We start from the raw sequence: 15,946 nt of genomic DNA, 5'->3' as shown, positions 1-15,946 counted from the left end.
ATCAAAACTTTGAGATTTTATTAAGAGGATAAGAAAATAATTTTTTATACTTTAGTCCTCAAATTTTATTAAATTTGCAGAATGTTTAAAAAACTAAGCTTACTAGTTTTAATTGGCGCTACTTTAGTGTCTTGTAACAAGACCTACAACAAAGCGATGAAAAGTACAGATAAAGATGAGATCTTTACATTAGCTACTCAGTTATATCAAGATGGTAAATATGACTTAGCAAACGAGTTATATGAAAAAATATCAACATCTTTTGTAGGGACAGAAAAAGCGGCTGATATTGCTTACAATATGGCACAAGGAAATTTTAATGAGAAAAGTTTCCGTTTGGCAGGACATCAGTTTAAAAGTTTTGCAGGTGCATATCCAATGGATAGTCGTGCTGAAGAAGCTTTATTCAAATCAGCGTTTTCTTATTACAAAGATTCACCAAAATATGATTTGGACCAAACAAGTACCTATACAGCAATCAGCGAATTGCAAGGATTTATCAATGCGTATCCAGAATCTGATCAGGTAGCAGATGCAAACAATTATATTACAGAGCTTAGACAGAAATTAGAATTAAAATCTTTCGAAATTTCAAAAGTTTATTTTAAAACTATGAAATATAAAGCTGCTGGTGTATCATTTGATAATATGATTGATGAATACCCAGATTCTAAATTTCGTGAAGAAGCAATGATGTATTCATTACGTTCTAAAGCAGAATTAGCGTTAAATTTTTCTCGCTTAGAGAACAAAGATTTACGTTTGCAAGATGCTAGAACGCAATATCTTTTATTAACTAGATATTATCCTCAAACTAAATTTAAGTCAGAGGCTGATAAGTTAATGGAAAAAGTTGACAAAGATTTAGTTGAAACTAAAAAACAGTTGGCAACCTTAGATGAGTCAAGAAAAAAGTTTGAAGCTGAACAAGCTGAATTAAACAAAGAGCAAAATAATAAATAATAGTAAAATATATAAAATTCTTTCATTATGAATTTCAAGGATATCGGTGCAGCACCAACAACACAAACTTATGATCGTAATAAAATCGATGAGAAAACAGGAAACTTATACGAATCGATTGTAATTATGGGTAAAAGAGCAGAACAAATCAACCAAGAAATGAAAACTGAATTAATTCAGAAATTGGATGAATTTGCTGCACACACAGATTCTTTAGAAGAAGTTTTTGAAAATAGAGAGCAAATCGAAGTTTCAAAATTCTACGAAAGATTACCAAAACCGACTTCTATTGCGGTTAAGGAATGGTTAGACAACGACGTATATTACAGAAATCCAAATGAGGATAAATAATGTCTGTTTTACATAGTAAAAAAATTCTTTTGGCAGTTTCTGCCGGAATAGCGGCCTACAAAGCCGCTTTTCTTGTTAGAGGACTTATCAAAAAAGGTGCAGAAGTAAAAGTTATCATGACTCCTGAAGCACATAATTTTGTAACTCCTCTTACACTTTCAACACTTTCTAAAAATCCAGTTGAATGGGAATTCTTCGGCGATAAAGGCGATTGGAATAATCATGTTGAATATGCACTTTGGGCTGATTATATGATTATTGCACCTTGTACAGCGAATACACTTTCTCATATGGCAGACGGAACTTGTGATAATTTAGTTTTAGCTACTTATCTTTCTGCAAAATGTCCAGTTTATTTTGCACCTGCAATGGATCTGGATATGTACAAACATCCTTCAACTTTAGAAAATATTTCGAAATTAGAGTCTTACGGAAATATTTGTATTCCTGCAGAAGCTGGCGAATTAGCAAGTGGATTAGTTGGTGAAGGTAGAATGGCTGAGCCTGAAAACATTATCTCGTTTTTAGAAAGTTCAATAGAAACTACTCTTCCACTCTTTGGAAAAAAAGTAGTTGTTTCTGCTGGTCCTACATACGAAAACATAGATCCTGTTCGTTTTATAGGTAATTATTCTTCAGGAAAAATGGGATTTGAGATTGCAAAAGCTGCTGCCAACTTAGGAGCGAAAGTTACTTTGGTTAGCGGGCCAAGTCACGAATCTGTTGTAGGTTATCCTATCGAACGAATTGATGTTGTTTCTGCTCGTAATATGTACGATGCAATGCACGATAATTTTGCTGACGCTGATGTAGTTGTAATGTCTGCTGCTGTTGCAGATTATCGTCCAAAAGAAATGGCTGAACAAAAAATTAAGAAAGAAAACGATGATAATTTAATCATCGAATTGGTGAAAAATCCTGATATTCTAAAATCGTTAGGGGAAATCAAAACACATCAATTATTGGTTGGTTTTGCATTAGAAACAAACAATGAAGAAGAGTATGCAAAGAAAAAATTAGCCAAAAAGAATCTTGATTTTATTGTTCTAAATTCGATGCAAGACAAAGAAGCTGGTTTTCAGAAGAATACAAATAAAATTACAATTATTGACAAAGATTTATCGATGCAACAATTTGAAGCGAAGTCAAAAGCAGAAGTTGCAGAAGATATCTTGAATGTTATTTTAAATAAATTATAACAATATAATGAAGAAATTAGCCTCAATTTTCTTTTCGACATGTTTAGCGGTATCAGCTCTTTCTCAGAATCTGATTGCTGATGTAAAAGTTGATTATTCAATGGTTCAAGGTTCAAATACACAAATGTACCAAACCTTAGAAAAATCATTGACAACGTTTATTAATTCAACCAAATGGACAAATGATCGTTTAAAAACATACGAAAGAATTGAAGCTAGTTTCGTAATTAACATAAAAGAACGAGAAGGAAATCGACTAAAAGGTTCTATTTTAGTACAATCTCGTCGACCAGTGTTCAATTCAACTTATTATACACCTGTTCTTAATTTATCGGATGATAATTTTACGTTTCAGTACCAGGAATTTGAAGAATTAATCTTCAATGATCGAAAATTTAGTGGAAAAAACTTAACAGATGTTATTACATATTACGTTTATTTAGTTTTAGGCTATGATGCAGACACCTTTACAAAAGAAGGCGGAACTGAATATTTTAAAACAGCTAAGAAGATTTCAGATTTTGCACAAGCAAATAATAATTTTACTGGTTGGAGTGAAATGGATGGTTTAAAATCTCGTACTTCTTTAATTAACAATATTCTAAAATCAGATAATTCAACACTGCGTAATATCAATTATCAATACCACAGAAATGGTTTGGATATTATGGCAGAAAATGAATTAAGAGGTAAAAATGCAATTGGAAATACATTGTTGCAATTAGAATTTTATCAAAGAGGAAATTTTTCTCAATTTTATCCATTAGAACTTTTCTTAACAGCAAAAAATAGCGAAATTAGTCAGATATTTACTGGAGGACAGACTTCATCAGTGAATATTGAAAAGTTAAAAGAAATTTTAAATTCTATCGCTCCAAAGTACAACGATACATATTGGAATAAAATGAAAAAGTAAATGTTAAGAACACTTCGCGTTAATAATTTTGCAATTATCGATCAATTAGAAATTGATTTTCATCAAGGAATGACTACTATAACAGGTGAAACTGGAGCTGGTAAATCTATTCTTTTAGGAGCTTTGAAGTTAGTTTTGGGTGAACGTGCTGATTTGAAAGCATTGAAAAATGCTGAAGAAAAATGTATTATCGAGGCAGTTTTTTATATCAAAGACCTAGAATTGAATGACTTTTTTGAAGAATATGATTTAGATTATGAAGACGAATCTATTCTTCGAAGAGAATTATTACCTTCTGGAAAATCCCGTGCTTTTATCAATGACACACCTGTAAAAGTCTCTATTTTACAAGAATTATCCGAATTATTAATTGATATTCATTCTCAGTTTAATACACCAAAAATTTTTGAAGCTGATTTTCAATTATCGATGTTAGATATTTACGGAGAAAACAAAGAGCTTTTAAAAGATTACAAAAAGGATTTTAATCAATACATTTCAACTAAGAAAAAAATAAAAGACGCACAAAACTCACTCGAAAATCAATCACAAGATTTAGAGTATAAGTTGCATTTATGGGAGGAATTAAACAATGCTTCTCTTAAAAATGATGAACTTGAAGAATTAGAAATCGAGATAAAATCGTTATCAAATGTAGAAGAAATTATTTCTACATTGAATGAAACTTATCAATTCCTTGAGCATCCAGAAATGGGAATTATCTCCCAATTGAATGAAGCGAGTAATAAATTGAATAAAATTTCAGATTATAATGCGCAGTATAATTCTATTTATGATAGATTAATATCTTCTAAAATTGAATTACAAGATATTTCTGGTGAAATGAGTCATTTGATAGAATCTACCGAAATTAATCCTGAACGTTTACAAGAAATCACAGATCGTTACGATTTGATTCATAAATTATTAAGAAAACATAATGTAACAACGGTCTCAGAATTAATTACTAAACGTGAAGAATTAGAAAGTCAAACTTCTGGTTTTGACAATTTAAGTGATTTAATTATTCACTTAACTAAAGAATTAAATTCTATTTCAGAAAAACTTGACAAAAAATCGGTAAAAATCCGAAAAAATAGAATTTCTTCGATTGAAATTATTCGAAAAAATATACTAAACACTTTATCTCAATTGGGAATGGAAAACTCGCAATTGACAATTCAATTAAACGAAACCTCAGATTTTACGCTAACTGGAAAAGATGAAGTATTATTTTTATTTTCGGCTAACAAAGGAATGGAACCTCGTGTGTTCGAAAAATCAGTTTCTGGTGGAGAACGTTCAAGATTGATGTTAGCCATCAAAAAATTATTGGCAACGCATCAACATTTACCTACATTAATTTTAGATGAAATTGATACAGGAATTTCTGGAAAAGTAGCAAACGAAACTGGAAAAGTGATGCAATCTATGGCAGAGAATATGCAACTTTTAGTGATTACGCATTTACCACAAGTCGCTTCGAAAGGGAATTATCAGTTAAAAGTTTACAAAGAAGTGATTGAAGAAACCACAAAAACAAATGTTATTGAACTTACACAACAACAACGCTTAGAAGAAATTGCACAAATGATTTCTGGTTCAGAATTAACAGATGCAGCAATTAATCAAGCAAAAGAATTAATGAATTTGAATTAAATACATTTTATCATAAAAGTAAAAAGCTCGAGAAAATTCTCGAGCTTTTTACTTTTATAATTTAAATGATATTACTTTGTTAATTTATCCAAAGAATATTCAATCATTGCATCAACTATTTTGTAAGAATCTGCACTAAATTCTCCTAAAATTCTGTTTGCAACAATTGCATTTACTGATAATGCTTCGTGTCCCATCATTGCTGCTAAACCGTAGATTGCAGAAGTTTCCATCTCGAAGTTAGAAATTCTTAATCCATCATAGTTGAAAGAAGTTAATCGTTCGTTGATATCAGCTGGATTTGGTTGCAATCTCAAATGGCGCCCTTGGGGTCCATAAAAACCACATGCCGTTGCTGTTATTCCTTGAATTGTTTGTTCAGAAACTAATTTATCCAATAAACTTTTAGAAGCTTCTACGAAATATGGACGAGATTTATTTGCTGACCAATCCACATGTTTAATAAAAGCATCTTCAATCTCTTTATTCATCACAGCTTCGCTTTCAACATAATAGTGTAAAAGTCCGTCTAAACCTAATCCGTGAGAACTAAGTACATAACTATCAACAGGAATATCTGCCTGCAAAGCTCCAGAAGTTCCTAAACGAATAAATGATAATTTTCTGAAATCTTTTTTTATTTCTCCAGTTTCTAAATCAATATTTGCCAAAGCATCCAATTCAGAGAAAACAATGTCAATATTATCTGTTCCCATTCCCGTAGAAATGACTGTTAAACGTTTTCCGTTTAGCGTTCCTGTATGTGTTACAATTTCTCTTTTAGAAGCTGTATGTTCTATCGTATCAAAGTGTTTCGAAACTTTTTCTACACGATTAGGATCACCTACAGTTATAATTGTGTCTGCTAAATGTTCAGGCTTTATATTACAATGGTAAATGCTTCCGTCTGCATTTAAAACTAATTCTGATGCTGCTTTACTCATGATTTTATAATTAAAAATAAGGGAACAATATACAATCTTTATCTGTAAAAATGGTAAATAAATTATTAACCACCTACTCTTTTCACTTTAAATCCTTTATCTTTCAAGAAAGTCATAATTTTATCACGATAATCTCCTTGAATAATAATAGAATCATCTTTAAAGCTTCCTCCTACACCCAAAAATACCTTGATTTCTTTTGCTAATTGCTTAAAATCTTCATCAGCGCCAGTATATCCTTCGATGACAGTTGTTGGTTTTCCTTTACGTTTTTCGTATTTACAAATTAATGGATCATCTTGCATCCACAATTCATTTTCAACCTCTTGATTTTCTTCTGGTTCTGACACATGGTCAGGAAATAAATTTTTTAATTGGTCGTGTAAATCCATTTTAATTTCAAATTCTAATATGGTTCAAAATTACAAAATATTGCCTAAATCATTTCAATTAATAATGTTCATTAGAATTATTTTAATCATTCATATAAAGTGAAAAATTATGATTAATAAATTAAATTATTCCGAAAGCGAATTCTCCTTTACAAAATTTGTATTTTTACCAAAGATTAAAAGACGATGGAAAAAGAAATTATCACCAAAACATTTACATATAAAGGTCATACCAAAACATTTAGTGCAGAAGTAGAACCATTACCACCTTTCAATCCTGAAACAATGGATCGTGTAAAATACGAAGAGACTAAAGAAGCGCACTATATGCTTGCGGAAGCGGAAGTTTATAATCAAAAAACGGAATGGTTTTTTAAAATTGAGCAAGAATTACAAAAATAATGAAACGACACTTATACCTAAGTGTCGTTTTTTGTTTAAGTTTAAATCACAAAATTAATACATGAAAAAAATTACTTTAGCATTCTGCACGCTTATCACTCTTTCAGCTTGTTCGTCCTCTAAAACTGTTTTTCATAAAAAATGGACAACTAAACAAGCTCCAGAGAATTTTGTCGCTCGATTTGAGACAACAAAAGGGAATATAGATATCGAAGTTGAACGAAAATTATCGCCAAAAGCTGTTGATCGCTTTTATCAATTAGTTAAATACAATTTTTTCAAAGATGGAACTTTTTATCGCGTTGTTCCTAATTTCGTTGCACAATTTGGTAATACAGATACAATTGTTTCTAATCAATGGAAAAAGTTTATCGTAGAAGATGAACCTGTTGTGGCAGGAAATTTTAAAGGCGCTTTGAGTTTCGCACGCGCTGGAAAAAATACAAGAGACCTGGATTTATTTATTAATCTTAAAGATAATCATCGTTTGGATACTATCAATTCAAATGATGTGGTAGGTTTTCCAAGTTTTGGAAAAGTTGTCAATGGAATGAATGTCGTAGAAAGTTTATACGATGGTTATGCAGGACAAACTATGAATGATGAGGAAATTTTTAACAGTACAAAATTGATGAGAGAAAGATATCCAAACCTTGATAGAATATTGAATGCTAAAATTATAAAACAGAAGAAGAAAAAATAATCTTATAACAAAAAGTTTTCAGGTGACAGATAAGCAATTAAATTGTTTTGGCATGTACTTTGTAATACCTAATACGTTTTAAAAATATATTTTGTGAAATGAAAAAATCAAAATTCTTTAAAGTCGCGGGAGCAGCTGCAATGGCAGCTCAAAAAGACAAATCTTTTTTAGAAAAAGTAAAAGCATTTTTCAAAATGTTAGGTGATTACAAAAATGGAAGTTATAAACCTGACAATATGAACTTGTTTCTTGGATTTGTAGCAACTTTGTACATTATTTCGCCAATTGATATCATTCCTGAAGCGCTTTTCGGACCATTTGGTTTGATTGATGACTTTGGTATTTTACTTTTTGGAATGAAATATTTTAATAAAGAAGTTCTAAAATATCTTGCATGGAAAGATAGCCAAAATGCCTATGCCGATATTGAAGATGCAAAAATTATTGATTAACAATAAATTAAATACGTATCCAAAATCCGATTGAGTTACTCAGTCGGATTTTTTTATTTATCATTCCCTCAAACTGTCAGATTAAGTATAAATAAAGTTTATTATCTGCCGATTATTTATTAGATTTGAGCAATAACAATACTAAAAACTAAAACACCCGAATAATGGTAATTATCAATAATTTCGATGAGTACAAAGCTTTTGAAGGAAAAGAAATCGGAAAATCAGATTGGCATACAATAAATCAAGAACAAATTAATCGTTTTGCTGATGCTACAATAGATCATCAATGGATTCACACAGATCCAGAAAAAGCGGCTAACGAAGGACCATTCAAAAAAACAATTGCACATGGATATTTAACGCTTTCTTTAATTCCTCATTTATGGGATCAAATTGCAGAAGTTCGTAATATCAAGATGTTAATTAATTACGGAATTGAAAGTTTAAGATTCGGACAAGCTGTTTTAGTTGATAGTGAAGTGAGATTAACAGCAAAATTGAAATCAATTACAAACTTAAGAGGAATTGCAAAAGTAGTGATTGAAGCTAATTTAGAAATTAAAGATAATCCAAAACCTGCTTATACAGCGGATGTTGTTTTCTTATACCATTTCAACGACTAATCATTTAGCCATATAATTTACAAAGCTTCTATTTTCTAATAGAAGCTTTTTCTTTTCATAAAATATCGAAGTATCTTGCACGCGATTTCATAAAATATGCAAAAAATTCAAAATAATAAAACCTTAATTTCTATTGTTGGACCAACTGCAATTGGTAAAACGAGTTTAGCAATAGAAGTGGCAAAATATTTTCAATCCGAAATTATTTCTTGTGACAGTAGACAATTTTTCAAAGAAATGAAAATTGGAACAGCGGTTCCTTCTGATGAAGAATTAGCACAAATACAACATCATTTTATTCAAAATATTTCTATTCATGAAAAATATTCGGTTGGTGATTTCGAACGTGATGGATTGAGTTTTTTAGATAATTATTTCAAAACAAATAATATTTGTGTAATGGTTGGCGGATCTGGTTTGTATGAAAAAGCAATTTCAGTTGGTTTTGATGAATTTCCTGATGTAGATCCTGCAATTCGTGAAAATTTAAATCAAGAATTTTTAGAATTTGGAATCGAAAAATTGCAAGAAGAATTACAAATAGTCGATCCTATTTATTATGAAGAAGTTGATATTTTTAATAAACAACGGGTAATACGAGCTTTAGAAATATACAGATCTTCAAGTTTTCCTTTCTCTCATTTCAGAAATCAAGATTTAAGCAAACGTCCATTTAACATAATAAAAATTGGTTTAGAACTTCCTCGTGAAGAAATGTATGACCGCATAAACCGAAGAGTTGATATTATGATGAACGATGGTTTATTAAATGAAGCTAAATCATTATTTCCTTTGAAAGAATTAAATGCTTTACAAACTGTTGGTTATCGAGAATTATTTGATTTTTTTGAAGAAAAAACTACATTAGATTTTGCTATAGAAGAAATCAAAAAGAACACAAGACGTTTTGCAAAGCGTCAAATGACTTGGTTTAAAAAGGATGAAAAAGTCAATTGGTTTTCACCATTAGAGCAAGAAAATATAATCAATTTTATCACTACTAAATTATAACGTATGCAAAATTTTGTTGCCATTGATTTCGAAACCGCTAACAACTATAGAAATTCTGCTTGTGCAGTCGGAATTGTAACTGTAACTGTAACTGTAACTGATAATGTGATTACAGATGAATATTATACACTTATTCAACCACCTCATAATCAATACAATTATCACAACATTTTAGTGCATGGTATTCGTCCAGAAGATACAATTGATGCTCCTACCTTTGATGATGTTTATTTTGAAATAAAACATCGTTTACAAAACCAAATTGTTGTTGCACATAATGAAGCTTTTGATCGTTCAGTTTTAAAAAACACCATGGAATTTTACGATTTAAATTACGCTCAACTTAATTTATCTGATCGTTGGGAATGTACTTATCGAATCTTTAAACAAAAAGGTATAGTTCCAACAAAATTATCAGATTGTGCTCAAAAATTTAATCTTCAACTTAATCATCACGAAGCATTATCTGATGCTAAAGTTTGTGCTCAATTATATTTATTAAAGTAAAATATCTATTTTAATTAGAAGTCTTTATGTAATTATTTTATTTAAATACCTGTTTATAAATATTTTATTTATTTACAAACGTTTTCAAACACTTGTAAATACTTACAATCATTTGTAAATGATCTAATAAAATGGCTTGATGAAATTTTAGAAGATGTTGGAGTTGTCGGAATTAATTTAGAAGATAGGAATACAGATGATGAAAAACGAAAATTATCTGACGATAATATTTTAGAGAAAAAGATAAAATCAATCAAAGAATATTTAAAATCAAAAAATAAAGATATTTTTATCAATGCCCGAATTGATACATATACTACAAAAGTAAATGCGGTATTAAATGAAACGGTAAAAAGAGGAAAATTATATAAAGAAGCTGGTGCTGATGGAATTTTTGTCCCACTGATTGAAGAGAAATCTGATATAGAAAAAGTAATAAATGAGGTTGGTTTACCACTTAATATTTTTGTCACTCCAAAACTAAGTTCTTATAAAACAATCAGTGAACTAGGTGTTCATCGTATTTCGAGTGGAAATAAAGTACATCATAAAGTAACTGAATTTACGAATAACTTTTTTAAGACACTATCCCATCAAGTGTGTAAGTAGAAAAGTTAGGGCTTAGATTTTATAATCTGAGCCTATTTTCAAAAATAAGCATAAATTGGTTTAAAACAATTCCCCAATTATGGATTGGCATAGTCCATTTTTTAGTGGACTCTTTGAGTGCCAGATAAACAGACTTTAAGACAGCATCATCGGTAGGAAATGACATTTTATTTTTAGTGTATTTTCTAATTTTTCCGTTTAGATTTTCAATTAAATTAGTGGTGTAAATGATTTTACGGATTTCTAGCGGAAATTCAAAAAATACGGTTAATTCATCCCAATTATTTCTCCAGGATTGAATGGCGTACAAATATTTACTTTCCCATTTTGTTGCAAAATCGTCCAAAGCAGCTTTTGCGGCGTCTTTGTTGGGTGCTGTATAAATGTGTTTCATATCGGCAGAAAACTCTTTTCTGTCTTTCCAAACCACATATTTGCAAGCGTTTCTAATCTGATGAACTACACAAATTTGAGTTTGCGATTCTGGAAAAACAGAGCGAATAGTCTGGGTAAATCCGTTCAAATTATCGGTTGCTGTAATGAGAATATCTTCAACACCACGAGCTTTTAAATCGGTCAAAACACTCATCCAAAAACTGGAACTCTCATTCTTTCCAAGCCACATGCCTAACACTTCTTTTCTTCCCTCTCGGTTTAAACCAACGGCTAAATAAATGGTTTTATTGATGACTTTTGAATTTTCTCGAACTTTAAAAACAATTCCATCCATCCAAACAATCAAGTATAAATCGTCTAACGGTCGGTTTTGCCAAGCAACAACTTCACTAGCAACAGCGTTAGTAATTCGTGATATTGTTGATGTTGAAATATCAAAATCGTACATTTCTTTGATCTGTTCTTCGATGTCCGAAACACTCATTCCTTTGGCATAAAATGAAATAATAATATTTTCTAAACCATCGATAATATTGTGTCTTTTGGGAACTAAAGCAGGTTCAAAACTACCTTGTCTATCACGAGGAACCTTAATTTCTGATTCACCAAAAGCGGATTTTATTTTCTTGGAGTCATGTCCGTTTCGATAATTTCCATCTTTACTTCTGGCATGTTTTTCATTGTCTAGATGACTATCTAGTTCAGCATCCAATATATGTTCAACTGCTTTCTTGTGCAGCTCCTTGAAGAAGGATGTTAAATCCTCTCCATTCTTAAAGGACTTGTAAAAATCCTTACTGTTTAATAAATCTTCTTTGTCGATCATAACTATGTAACGTTTAAAAATAATAAAAAGTTATCTCCGAAAAATTATTTGAGCTGTAAGGCTCATAATTTTTCAGAATAACTTTTCTTCTTACACAGTTTGTGTGATACTACCTTTTTTAAAGAATTATTGGAAACGAAAGATTTTACGAAACTTTTATAACTCCCCTACTCTTTTCTAAAAATATAAAAGGTTGCAATTTGCAACCTTTTACTATAACATAATTACGCCTTCTATTTTTGCAACTTCTTTATAATAATTGATTACTGTATCAGCATCAATTATATAAAGATTAATAGAAATTGAAGTATATTTTCTATTTTTTGATGCTTTATACTCATATTGAGCATTTGTACCAGCAAAGACATCTTTTATTTTTTTCATTGTTTCCTCACTCGAAGGATAAATAAATTTGAATAAGTAATCAGCTGGAAACTTTTGTACATCATCTAATCTTTCTCTAAATTTTGCATAAAAATCTTGCTCGTTATGTGAGCTATCTGGTATTTCTTCGAAAGTATAGTCTCTATTATTCATAATTTTAATTTACGTGATACAAGTCAAAAACAATACCACTTTACTTTATTGAGAAAACTCTGTAAAATTAAGACAATTTGTCACAATTTTAGTTTCATCATCCAGTCTATTTGTTCATCATTTCCTAGTTTAAAAATATGTTGATCAAATTTTTCAAAACCATTTTTTAAGTAGAAATTGATAGCTGATGTATTTTTCTCCCAAACTCCCAACCAAATAGATGTAAAATTCATTTCTTTCGCAATAAAAACAGTTTTTTCGAAAAGTGTTTGACCAATTTTATTTCCTTTAAAAGAATTTAAAACATAAATCCGTTCAATTTCTAACGAATTCATATCATTTATTTCTGTCTGTCCCTGAGCAAAATTTAACTTCAAATAACCTACAATTTTGTGTTCAATTTTTGCAAAATAGAACAAAGAATTTTCACTTTCTAATTCTTTCATTAACTGATTCTGTGAAAAACTTTTTGCTAAATAATTTCGCATATCTTCTTGTGAGTTAGATGAAGAAAATGTTTCTTTAAAAGTAATCGTTGCAATTTCTTGTAGTTTTAATACATCTTTTAACTCTACTTTTATAATATTAATAGCTATCATTAATTTGAAACAAATTTTAATCCAACAATAGAGCTGATTAATGTAAAAATAAAGAAAACTCTCCAAAAGTTTGCTGGCTCTTTGAATACTAAAATTCCAATTAAAACTGTACCAACAGCACCAATTCCAGTCCAAACTGCATAAGCTGTTCCCAAAGGTAATGTTTGTGTTGCTTTAATCAATAAGACCATACTAGCTACTAAACAAACAGCAAATGCGCTATACCAAATATACATTTCTGTTCCTGATGTTTCTTTAGCTTTTCCTAAAGATGAAGTAAATCCGATTTCAAATAATCCACCTAAAATCAATAATATCCAATTCATATCGTTTATATTTTATGCAAAGATGAATCAGAAAAAGAGAGTATTTTTTTACAAATGTTAAAAAATAATTGATTTAAATTTCGGCGCGAATTCGACTTAAAGTTACTTGAGAAATTCCTAAATATGAAGCAATATAACCTAATTGAACACGGTTTATTAGACTTGGAGTTTCTTCTAATAATTTCTTGTAACGATCAATAGCCGTTCCTAATTGTCTGGATATAAAACGTTCTTCGGTTTTAATAAGTTCAATTTCAGCTAATTTTCTACCCCAATTCGCGATTTCTAAATTTGTTGAATATAAATCTTGTAAATCCGTCATATTAATTTCGAAAAGTTCACAATCTTCAATTGTTTCAATTGTTTCGTAACCCAATTTATTTTCAACATAGCTTTTCATTGATAAAATTAAATCACCTTCTTTTCCAAACCAAAATGTTATTTCTTTTCCATCGTCTATTGTAAAAGCACGAACAATTCCTTTTTTAATAAAATAAACCTTTCTTTCAATTTTATCAGCACTCAATACAATATTGCTTTTAGACAATTCGATTAACTGTGTTTTATCAATCATTTTTTGTAAAGACGTTGGTGAAAGTATTGAGATTTGATTAAGGATTTGTTCTATTTCCATATTAAAAATTGTAGGTAAAAATAAACAAAAAACTCAACCTAAAGATAAAGGTTGAGTCTTGAAATTAAATTAACACATGAAACCTACTTTGCATGTAGACCACATTCTCTTTTACTATTATCTTCCCACCACCAGCGACCTGCACGAAAATCTTCTCCTTCACTTATCGCACGCGTACATGGTGAACAACCAATGCTTATATAACCCTTGTCATGAAGCGGATTGTAGGGTACTCTATTTTTTTTAAGATATTCAAAACAATCATCTGTGGTAAATTCAATCAATGGATTAAATTTAAAAAGTTGTCTTTCTGTATCAAATTCTATTTCCTTCATTTCATGTCGATTATTAGATTGCTCCGCCCGAAGACCAGTTATCCAAATATCTACATTTTTTAAGGCACGATTTAGAGGAATTACCTTTCTTATATGACAACATTTTTTTCTTAAATCGACAGAATCATAAAAAGGATTTATTCCATTTTCTCCAACCAAAGACTCTAGTTCTGCTGTTGGAGGATAATATGGTTTTATTTTCTTTTTATATTTTAGCTCTGTCTTATTCCAAGTGTTATAGGTTTCTTGAAAAACTCGACCTGTATCAAGTGTAAAAACTTCAATGTTATCTAAATTCTGACTAAAAATAGCATGTGCTATTACTTGGTCTTCAAAACCGAAACTTGTTGAAAAAACAATTTTTTGATCTACATAATCATTTAAAAACTTAAGTTTTTTGTCTAAAGTTGATTCATTTAAAACCTGATCTAATATATTTTTTAGTTGATTCATTTCAAAATACAATCTCTATGGTTATTATAGAGATTCAATGCACAAATATATTAAATTGAACATACAAAACAAATTTATATCTACTTATTTTATAGAGTTAATTCTATTTTTTATCAATAAATTATTTTACTAAAAATTACGAATTATTTAATAGTTTTCGTAAATCAATTATCAAATCCTCAATTTACTTAAAAAAGGACCTGAAAATGGGTATAAAACAGGTTTTTCACACATTGAAATTATCATTATTATTAAAAATATGTACCAATTTTAAGTAAAATTAAATTTAAAAACTTAATAATTACAATGTATCTAAATTGCTCCGAGAGTAAATTATCATATTCGTAAAACGAAAAAGTCAAACCTTATAAAGTTTGACTTCTTAATTTATATTGTTTATAATGATAAATTAGCATGAAAATGGAAGAAAGAAACCAAATCCAATAGCCAAAAAGTGGTAAATCATATTCATGAATTTCTAGAATATCTAAACGAGTAATATGATTTAATCCATAAAATGACATCAAAATTGTTGATAGCAAACTTAAATATAAACTCACTCTTTTACGATAAAATATCCAAGAAAATAACAAGGTAAAATTAGCTATCCAACAAAAAAAATCAAGATAAGGAAATGTCATCCAACCAAGATACGCATAAACATAACCAAAATATTCTTGATTGTTGGTATTAAAATAATTAGAAAAAATATCTAAATCCCAATGCACAGGCAAGGCTAAACTCACCAAAAAGGTCAAAATACTTAGGTATAAAAACAGATTATTTTTCAAATTTGGATTCAATTTTTTCAATTTGTTTTTCTAATTTTTTATTTTCTTTTTTCAATTTGTTTTCTGGACTAAACATCGCATAAACCAACAGCCCTACTCCAACGCCAACAACAGCTCCAATTTTTTCGTTCTTATTAATAGCTTTCGAAATAGCAATTCCTGCTGCTGCTCCAGTAGTAATGATAGAAACTGTATTTTCGAATCCTTTTGATTTTGTGTCTAAAACCTCTAATAAATTGTTCATAGTTGATTATTTTTTCAATAAACCTTGCAATAAATATTCCTAAATATAAATCAATCCGAATTATTTTAAAA

Annotated in this window: 22 protein-coding genes; 12 read left to right on the top strand and 10 right to left on the bottom strand. The window is 29.6% G+C overall.

Annotation, left to right across the window (positions count from 1 at the left end):
- Window positions 1-81 precede the first annotated feature (81 nt).
- The 5 genes from AC2I98_RS02785 to recN are packed head-to-tail and all read left to right on the top strand — an operon-like array spanning window position 82 to window position 5,088.
- Complete coding sequence (locus tag AC2I98_RS02785) at window positions 82-963, top strand: outer membrane protein assembly factor BamD (protein ID WP_486413111.1); 882 nt, start codon at window positions 82-84, stop codon at window positions 961-963.
- Window positions 964-990: 27 nt separating this feature from the next.
- Window positions 991-1,314, top strand: coding sequence for a DNA-directed RNA polymerase subunit omega (locus tag AC2I98_RS02780; RefSeq protein ID WP_019973784.1), 324 nt, complete (start codon window positions 991-993; stop codon window positions 1,312-1,314).
- On the top strand, window positions 1,314-2,513 hold the full coding sequence (gene coaBC, locus AC2I98_RS02775; protein WP_486413110.1) for a bifunctional phosphopantothenoylcysteine decarboxylase/phosphopantothenate--cysteine ligase CoaBC: 1,200 nt from the start codon (window positions 1,314-1,316) through the stop codon (window positions 2,511-2,513). Before AC2I98_RS02780 ends, coaBC begins: the two co-directional genes overlap by 1 nt.
- 7 nt (window positions 2,514-2,520) lie before the next feature.
- Entirely contained in the window at window positions 2,521-3,429 is a 909-nt protein-coding gene (gene porD / locus AC2I98_RS02770; protein WP_486413109.1) for a type IX secretion system protein PorD, read from the top strand.
- Window positions 3,430-5,088: a DNA repair protein RecN gene (gene recN, locus AC2I98_RS02765; protein ID WP_486413108.1), complete on the top strand. Its 1,659-nt coding sequence runs from the start codon at window positions 3,430-3,432 to the stop codon at window positions 5,086-5,088.
- A 71-nt stretch (window positions 5,089-5,159) separates the two neighbouring features.
- Here the strand turns inward: recN and AC2I98_RS02760 are convergent, their stop codons facing one another.
- Together AC2I98_RS02760 and AC2I98_RS02755 are read right to left on the bottom strand one after the other, a co-directional pair.
- Window positions 5,160-6,032: a nucleoside phosphorylase gene (locus AC2I98_RS02760; RefSeq protein ID WP_486413107.1), complete on the bottom strand. Its 873-nt coding sequence runs from the start codon at window positions 6,030-6,032 to the stop codon at window positions 5,160-5,162.
- Between the two features lie 65 nt (window positions 6,033-6,097).
- Complete coding sequence (locus tag AC2I98_RS02755) at window positions 6,098-6,424, bottom strand: translation initiation factor (RefSeq protein ID WP_486413106.1); 327 nt, start codon at window positions 6,422-6,424, stop codon at window positions 6,098-6,100.
- Between the two features lie 186 nt (window positions 6,425-6,610).
- Here AC2I98_RS02755 and AC2I98_RS02750 point away from each other — a divergent pair, with 186 nt between their 5' ends.
- The 7 genes from AC2I98_RS02750 (at window position 6,611) to AC2I98_RS02720 (ending at window position 10,734) form a co-directional block, all read left to right on the top strand.
- Window positions 6,611-6,826, top strand: coding sequence for a hypothetical protein (locus AC2I98_RS02750; protein ID WP_486413105.1), 216 nt, complete (start codon window positions 6,611-6,613; stop codon window positions 6,824-6,826).
- Window positions 6,827-6,887: 61 nt separating this feature from the next.
- Window positions 6,888-7,529, top strand: a complete 642-nt coding sequence (locus tag AC2I98_RS02745) for a peptidylprolyl isomerase (protein WP_486413104.1) — start codon at window positions 6,888-6,890, stop codon at window positions 7,527-7,529.
- 98 nt (window positions 7,530-7,627) lie between these two features.
- A complete protein-coding gene (locus AC2I98_RS02740; protein WP_486413103.1) occupies window positions 7,628-7,981 on the top strand; it encodes a YkvA family protein in 354 nt (117 codons plus the stop codon).
- A 164-nt stretch (window positions 7,982-8,145) separates the two neighbouring features.
- Window positions 8,146-8,607, top strand: a complete 462-nt coding sequence (locus tag AC2I98_RS02735; RefSeq protein ID WP_486413102.1) for a MaoC family dehydratase — start codon at window positions 8,146-8,148, stop codon at window positions 8,605-8,607.
- 96 nt (window positions 8,608-8,703) lie between these two features.
- Window positions 8,704-9,618 carry a tRNA (adenosine(37)-N6)-dimethylallyltransferase MiaA gene (miaA, locus tag AC2I98_RS02730; RefSeq protein WP_486413101.1) on the top strand — a complete coding sequence of 305 codons (915 nt, stop codon included), beginning with the start codon at window positions 8,704-8,706 and terminating at the stop codon, window positions 9,616-9,618.
- Between the two features lie 3 nt (window positions 9,619-9,621).
- Window positions 9,622-10,125 carry a 3'-5' exonuclease gene (locus tag AC2I98_RS02725; protein ID WP_486413100.1) on the top strand — a complete coding sequence of 168 codons (504 nt, stop codon included), beginning with the start codon at window positions 9,622-9,624 and terminating at the stop codon, window positions 10,123-10,125.
- Window positions 10,126-10,170: 45 nt separating this feature from the next.
- Window positions 10,171-10,734 carry an isocitrate lyase/phosphoenolpyruvate mutase family protein gene (locus AC2I98_RS02720; RefSeq protein WP_486414053.1) on the top strand — a complete coding sequence of 188 codons (564 nt, stop codon included), beginning with the start codon at window positions 10,171-10,173 and terminating at the stop codon, window positions 10,732-10,734.
- A gap of 19 nt (window positions 10,735-10,753) precedes the next feature.
- Here the strand turns inward: AC2I98_RS02720 and AC2I98_RS02715 are convergent, their stop codons facing one another.
- The 8 genes from AC2I98_RS02715 to AC2I98_RS02680 form a co-directional block, all read right to left on the bottom strand.
- Window positions 10,754-11,956: an IS256 family transposase gene (locus tag AC2I98_RS02715; protein ID WP_486413099.1), complete on the bottom strand. Its 1,203-nt coding sequence runs from the start codon at window positions 11,954-11,956 to the stop codon at window positions 10,754-10,756.
- Between the two features lie 213 nt (window positions 11,957-12,169).
- Window positions 12,170-12,493, bottom strand: a complete 324-nt coding sequence (locus AC2I98_RS02710) for a DUF493 family protein (RefSeq protein ID WP_486413098.1) — start codon at window positions 12,491-12,493, stop codon at window positions 12,170-12,172.
- Window positions 12,494-12,573: 80 nt separating this feature from the next.
- On the bottom strand, window positions 12,574-13,092 hold the full coding sequence (locus AC2I98_RS02705; protein ID WP_486413097.1) for a GNAT family N-acetyltransferase: 519 nt from the start codon (window positions 13,090-13,092) through the stop codon (window positions 12,574-12,576).
- A complete protein-coding gene (locus AC2I98_RS02700) occupies window positions 13,092-13,418 on the bottom strand; it encodes a DMT family transporter (protein ID WP_486413096.1) in 327 nt (108 codons plus the stop codon). Before AC2I98_RS02700 ends, AC2I98_RS02705 begins: the two co-directional genes overlap by 1 nt.
- A 73-nt stretch (window positions 13,419-13,491) precedes the next feature.
- On the bottom strand, window positions 13,492-14,052 hold the full coding sequence (locus AC2I98_RS02695; RefSeq protein WP_486413095.1) for a Crp/Fnr family transcriptional regulator: 561 nt from the start codon (window positions 14,050-14,052) through the stop codon (window positions 13,492-13,494).
- Between the two features lie 83 nt (window positions 14,053-14,135).
- Entirely contained in the window at window positions 14,136-14,840 is a 705-nt protein-coding gene (locus AC2I98_RS02690; RefSeq protein WP_486413094.1) for a phosphoadenylyl-sulfate reductase, read from the bottom strand.
- Window positions 14,841-15,205: 365 nt separating this feature from the next.
- Window positions 15,206-15,652, bottom strand: a complete 447-nt coding sequence (locus AC2I98_RS02685; protein WP_486413093.1) for a hypothetical protein — start codon at window positions 15,650-15,652, stop codon at window positions 15,206-15,208.
- Window positions 15,621-15,875 (bottom strand): hypothetical protein, encoded by a 255-nt coding sequence (locus AC2I98_RS02680; protein WP_486413092.1) that lies wholly within the window; start codon window positions 15,873-15,875, stop codon window positions 15,621-15,623. Before AC2I98_RS02680 ends, AC2I98_RS02685 begins: the two co-directional genes overlap by 32 nt.
- Window positions 15,876-15,946: the final 71 nt, after the last annotated feature.

The organism is Empedobacter sp. EJD.6dd, assembly GCF_057369435.1.
Note: the sequence above shows the minus strand (reverse complement) of the source record. Positions and strands in the feature narration are given on the sequence as shown.

Coding starts and splice junctions, on each gene's coding strand:
- AC2I98_RS02785 (WP_486413111.1), top strand. CDS start 82: ATGTTTAAAAAACTAAGCTTACTAGTTTTAATTGGCGCTACTTTAGTG.
- AC2I98_RS02780 (WP_019973784.1), top strand. CDS start 991: ATGAATTTCAAGGATATCGGTGCAGCACCAACAACACAAACTTATGAT.
- coaBC (WP_486413110.1), top strand. CDS start 1,314: ATGTCTGTTTTACATAGTAAAAAAATTCTTTTGGCAGTTTCTGCCGGA.
- porD (WP_486413109.1), top strand. CDS start 2,521: ATGAAGAAATTAGCCTCAATTTTCTTTTCGACATGTTTAGCGGTATCA.
- recN (WP_486413108.1), top strand. CDS start 3,430: ATGTTAAGAACACTTCGCGTTAATAATTTTGCAATTATCGATCAATTA.
- AC2I98_RS02760 (WP_486413107.1), bottom strand. CDS start 6,032: ATGAGTAAAGCAGCATCAGAATTAGTTTTAAATGCAGACGGAAGCATT.
- AC2I98_RS02755 (WP_486413106.1), bottom strand. CDS start 6,424: ATGGATTTACACGACCAATTAAAAAATTTATTTCCTGACCATGTGTCA.
- AC2I98_RS02750 (WP_486413105.1), top strand. CDS start 6,611: ATGGAAAAAGAAATTATCACCAAAACATTTACATATAAAGGTCATACC.
- AC2I98_RS02745 (WP_486413104.1), top strand. CDS start 6,888: ATGAAAAAAATTACTTTAGCATTCTGCACGCTTATCACTCTTTCAGCT.
- AC2I98_RS02740 (WP_486413103.1), top strand. CDS start 7,628: ATGAAAAAATCAAAATTCTTTAAAGTCGCGGGAGCAGCTGCAATGGCA.
- AC2I98_RS02735 (WP_486413102.1), top strand. CDS start 8,146: ATGGTAATTATCAATAATTTCGATGAGTACAAAGCTTTTGAAGGAAAA.
- miaA (WP_486413101.1), top strand. CDS start 8,704: ATGCAAAAAATTCAAAATAATAAAACCTTAATTTCTATTGTTGGACCA.
- AC2I98_RS02725 (WP_486413100.1), top strand. CDS start 9,622: ATGCAAAATTTTGTTGCCATTGATTTCGAAACCGCTAACAACTATAGA.
- AC2I98_RS02715 (WP_486413099.1), bottom strand. CDS start 11,956: ATGATCGACAAAGAAGATTTATTAAACAGTAAGGATTTTTACAAGTCC.
- AC2I98_RS02710 (WP_486413098.1), bottom strand. CDS start 12,493: ATGAATAATAGAGACTATACTTTCGAAGAAATACCAGATAGCTCACAT.
- AC2I98_RS02705 (WP_486413097.1), bottom strand. CDS start 13,092: ATGATAGCTATTAATATTATAAAAGTAGAGTTAAAAGATGTATTAAAA.
- AC2I98_RS02700 (WP_486413096.1), bottom strand. CDS start 13,418: ATGAATTGGATATTATTGATTTTAGGTGGATTATTTGAAATCGGATTT.
- AC2I98_RS02695 (WP_486413095.1), bottom strand. CDS start 14,052: ATGGAAATAGAACAAATCCTTAATCAAATCTCAATACTTTCACCAACG.
- AC2I98_RS02690 (WP_486413094.1), bottom strand. CDS start 14,840: ATGAATCAACTAAAAAATATATTAGATCAGGTTTTAAATGAATCAACT.
- AC2I98_RS02680 (WP_486413092.1), bottom strand. CDS start 15,875: ATGAACAATTTATTAGAGGTTTTAGACACAAAATCAAAAGGATTCGAA.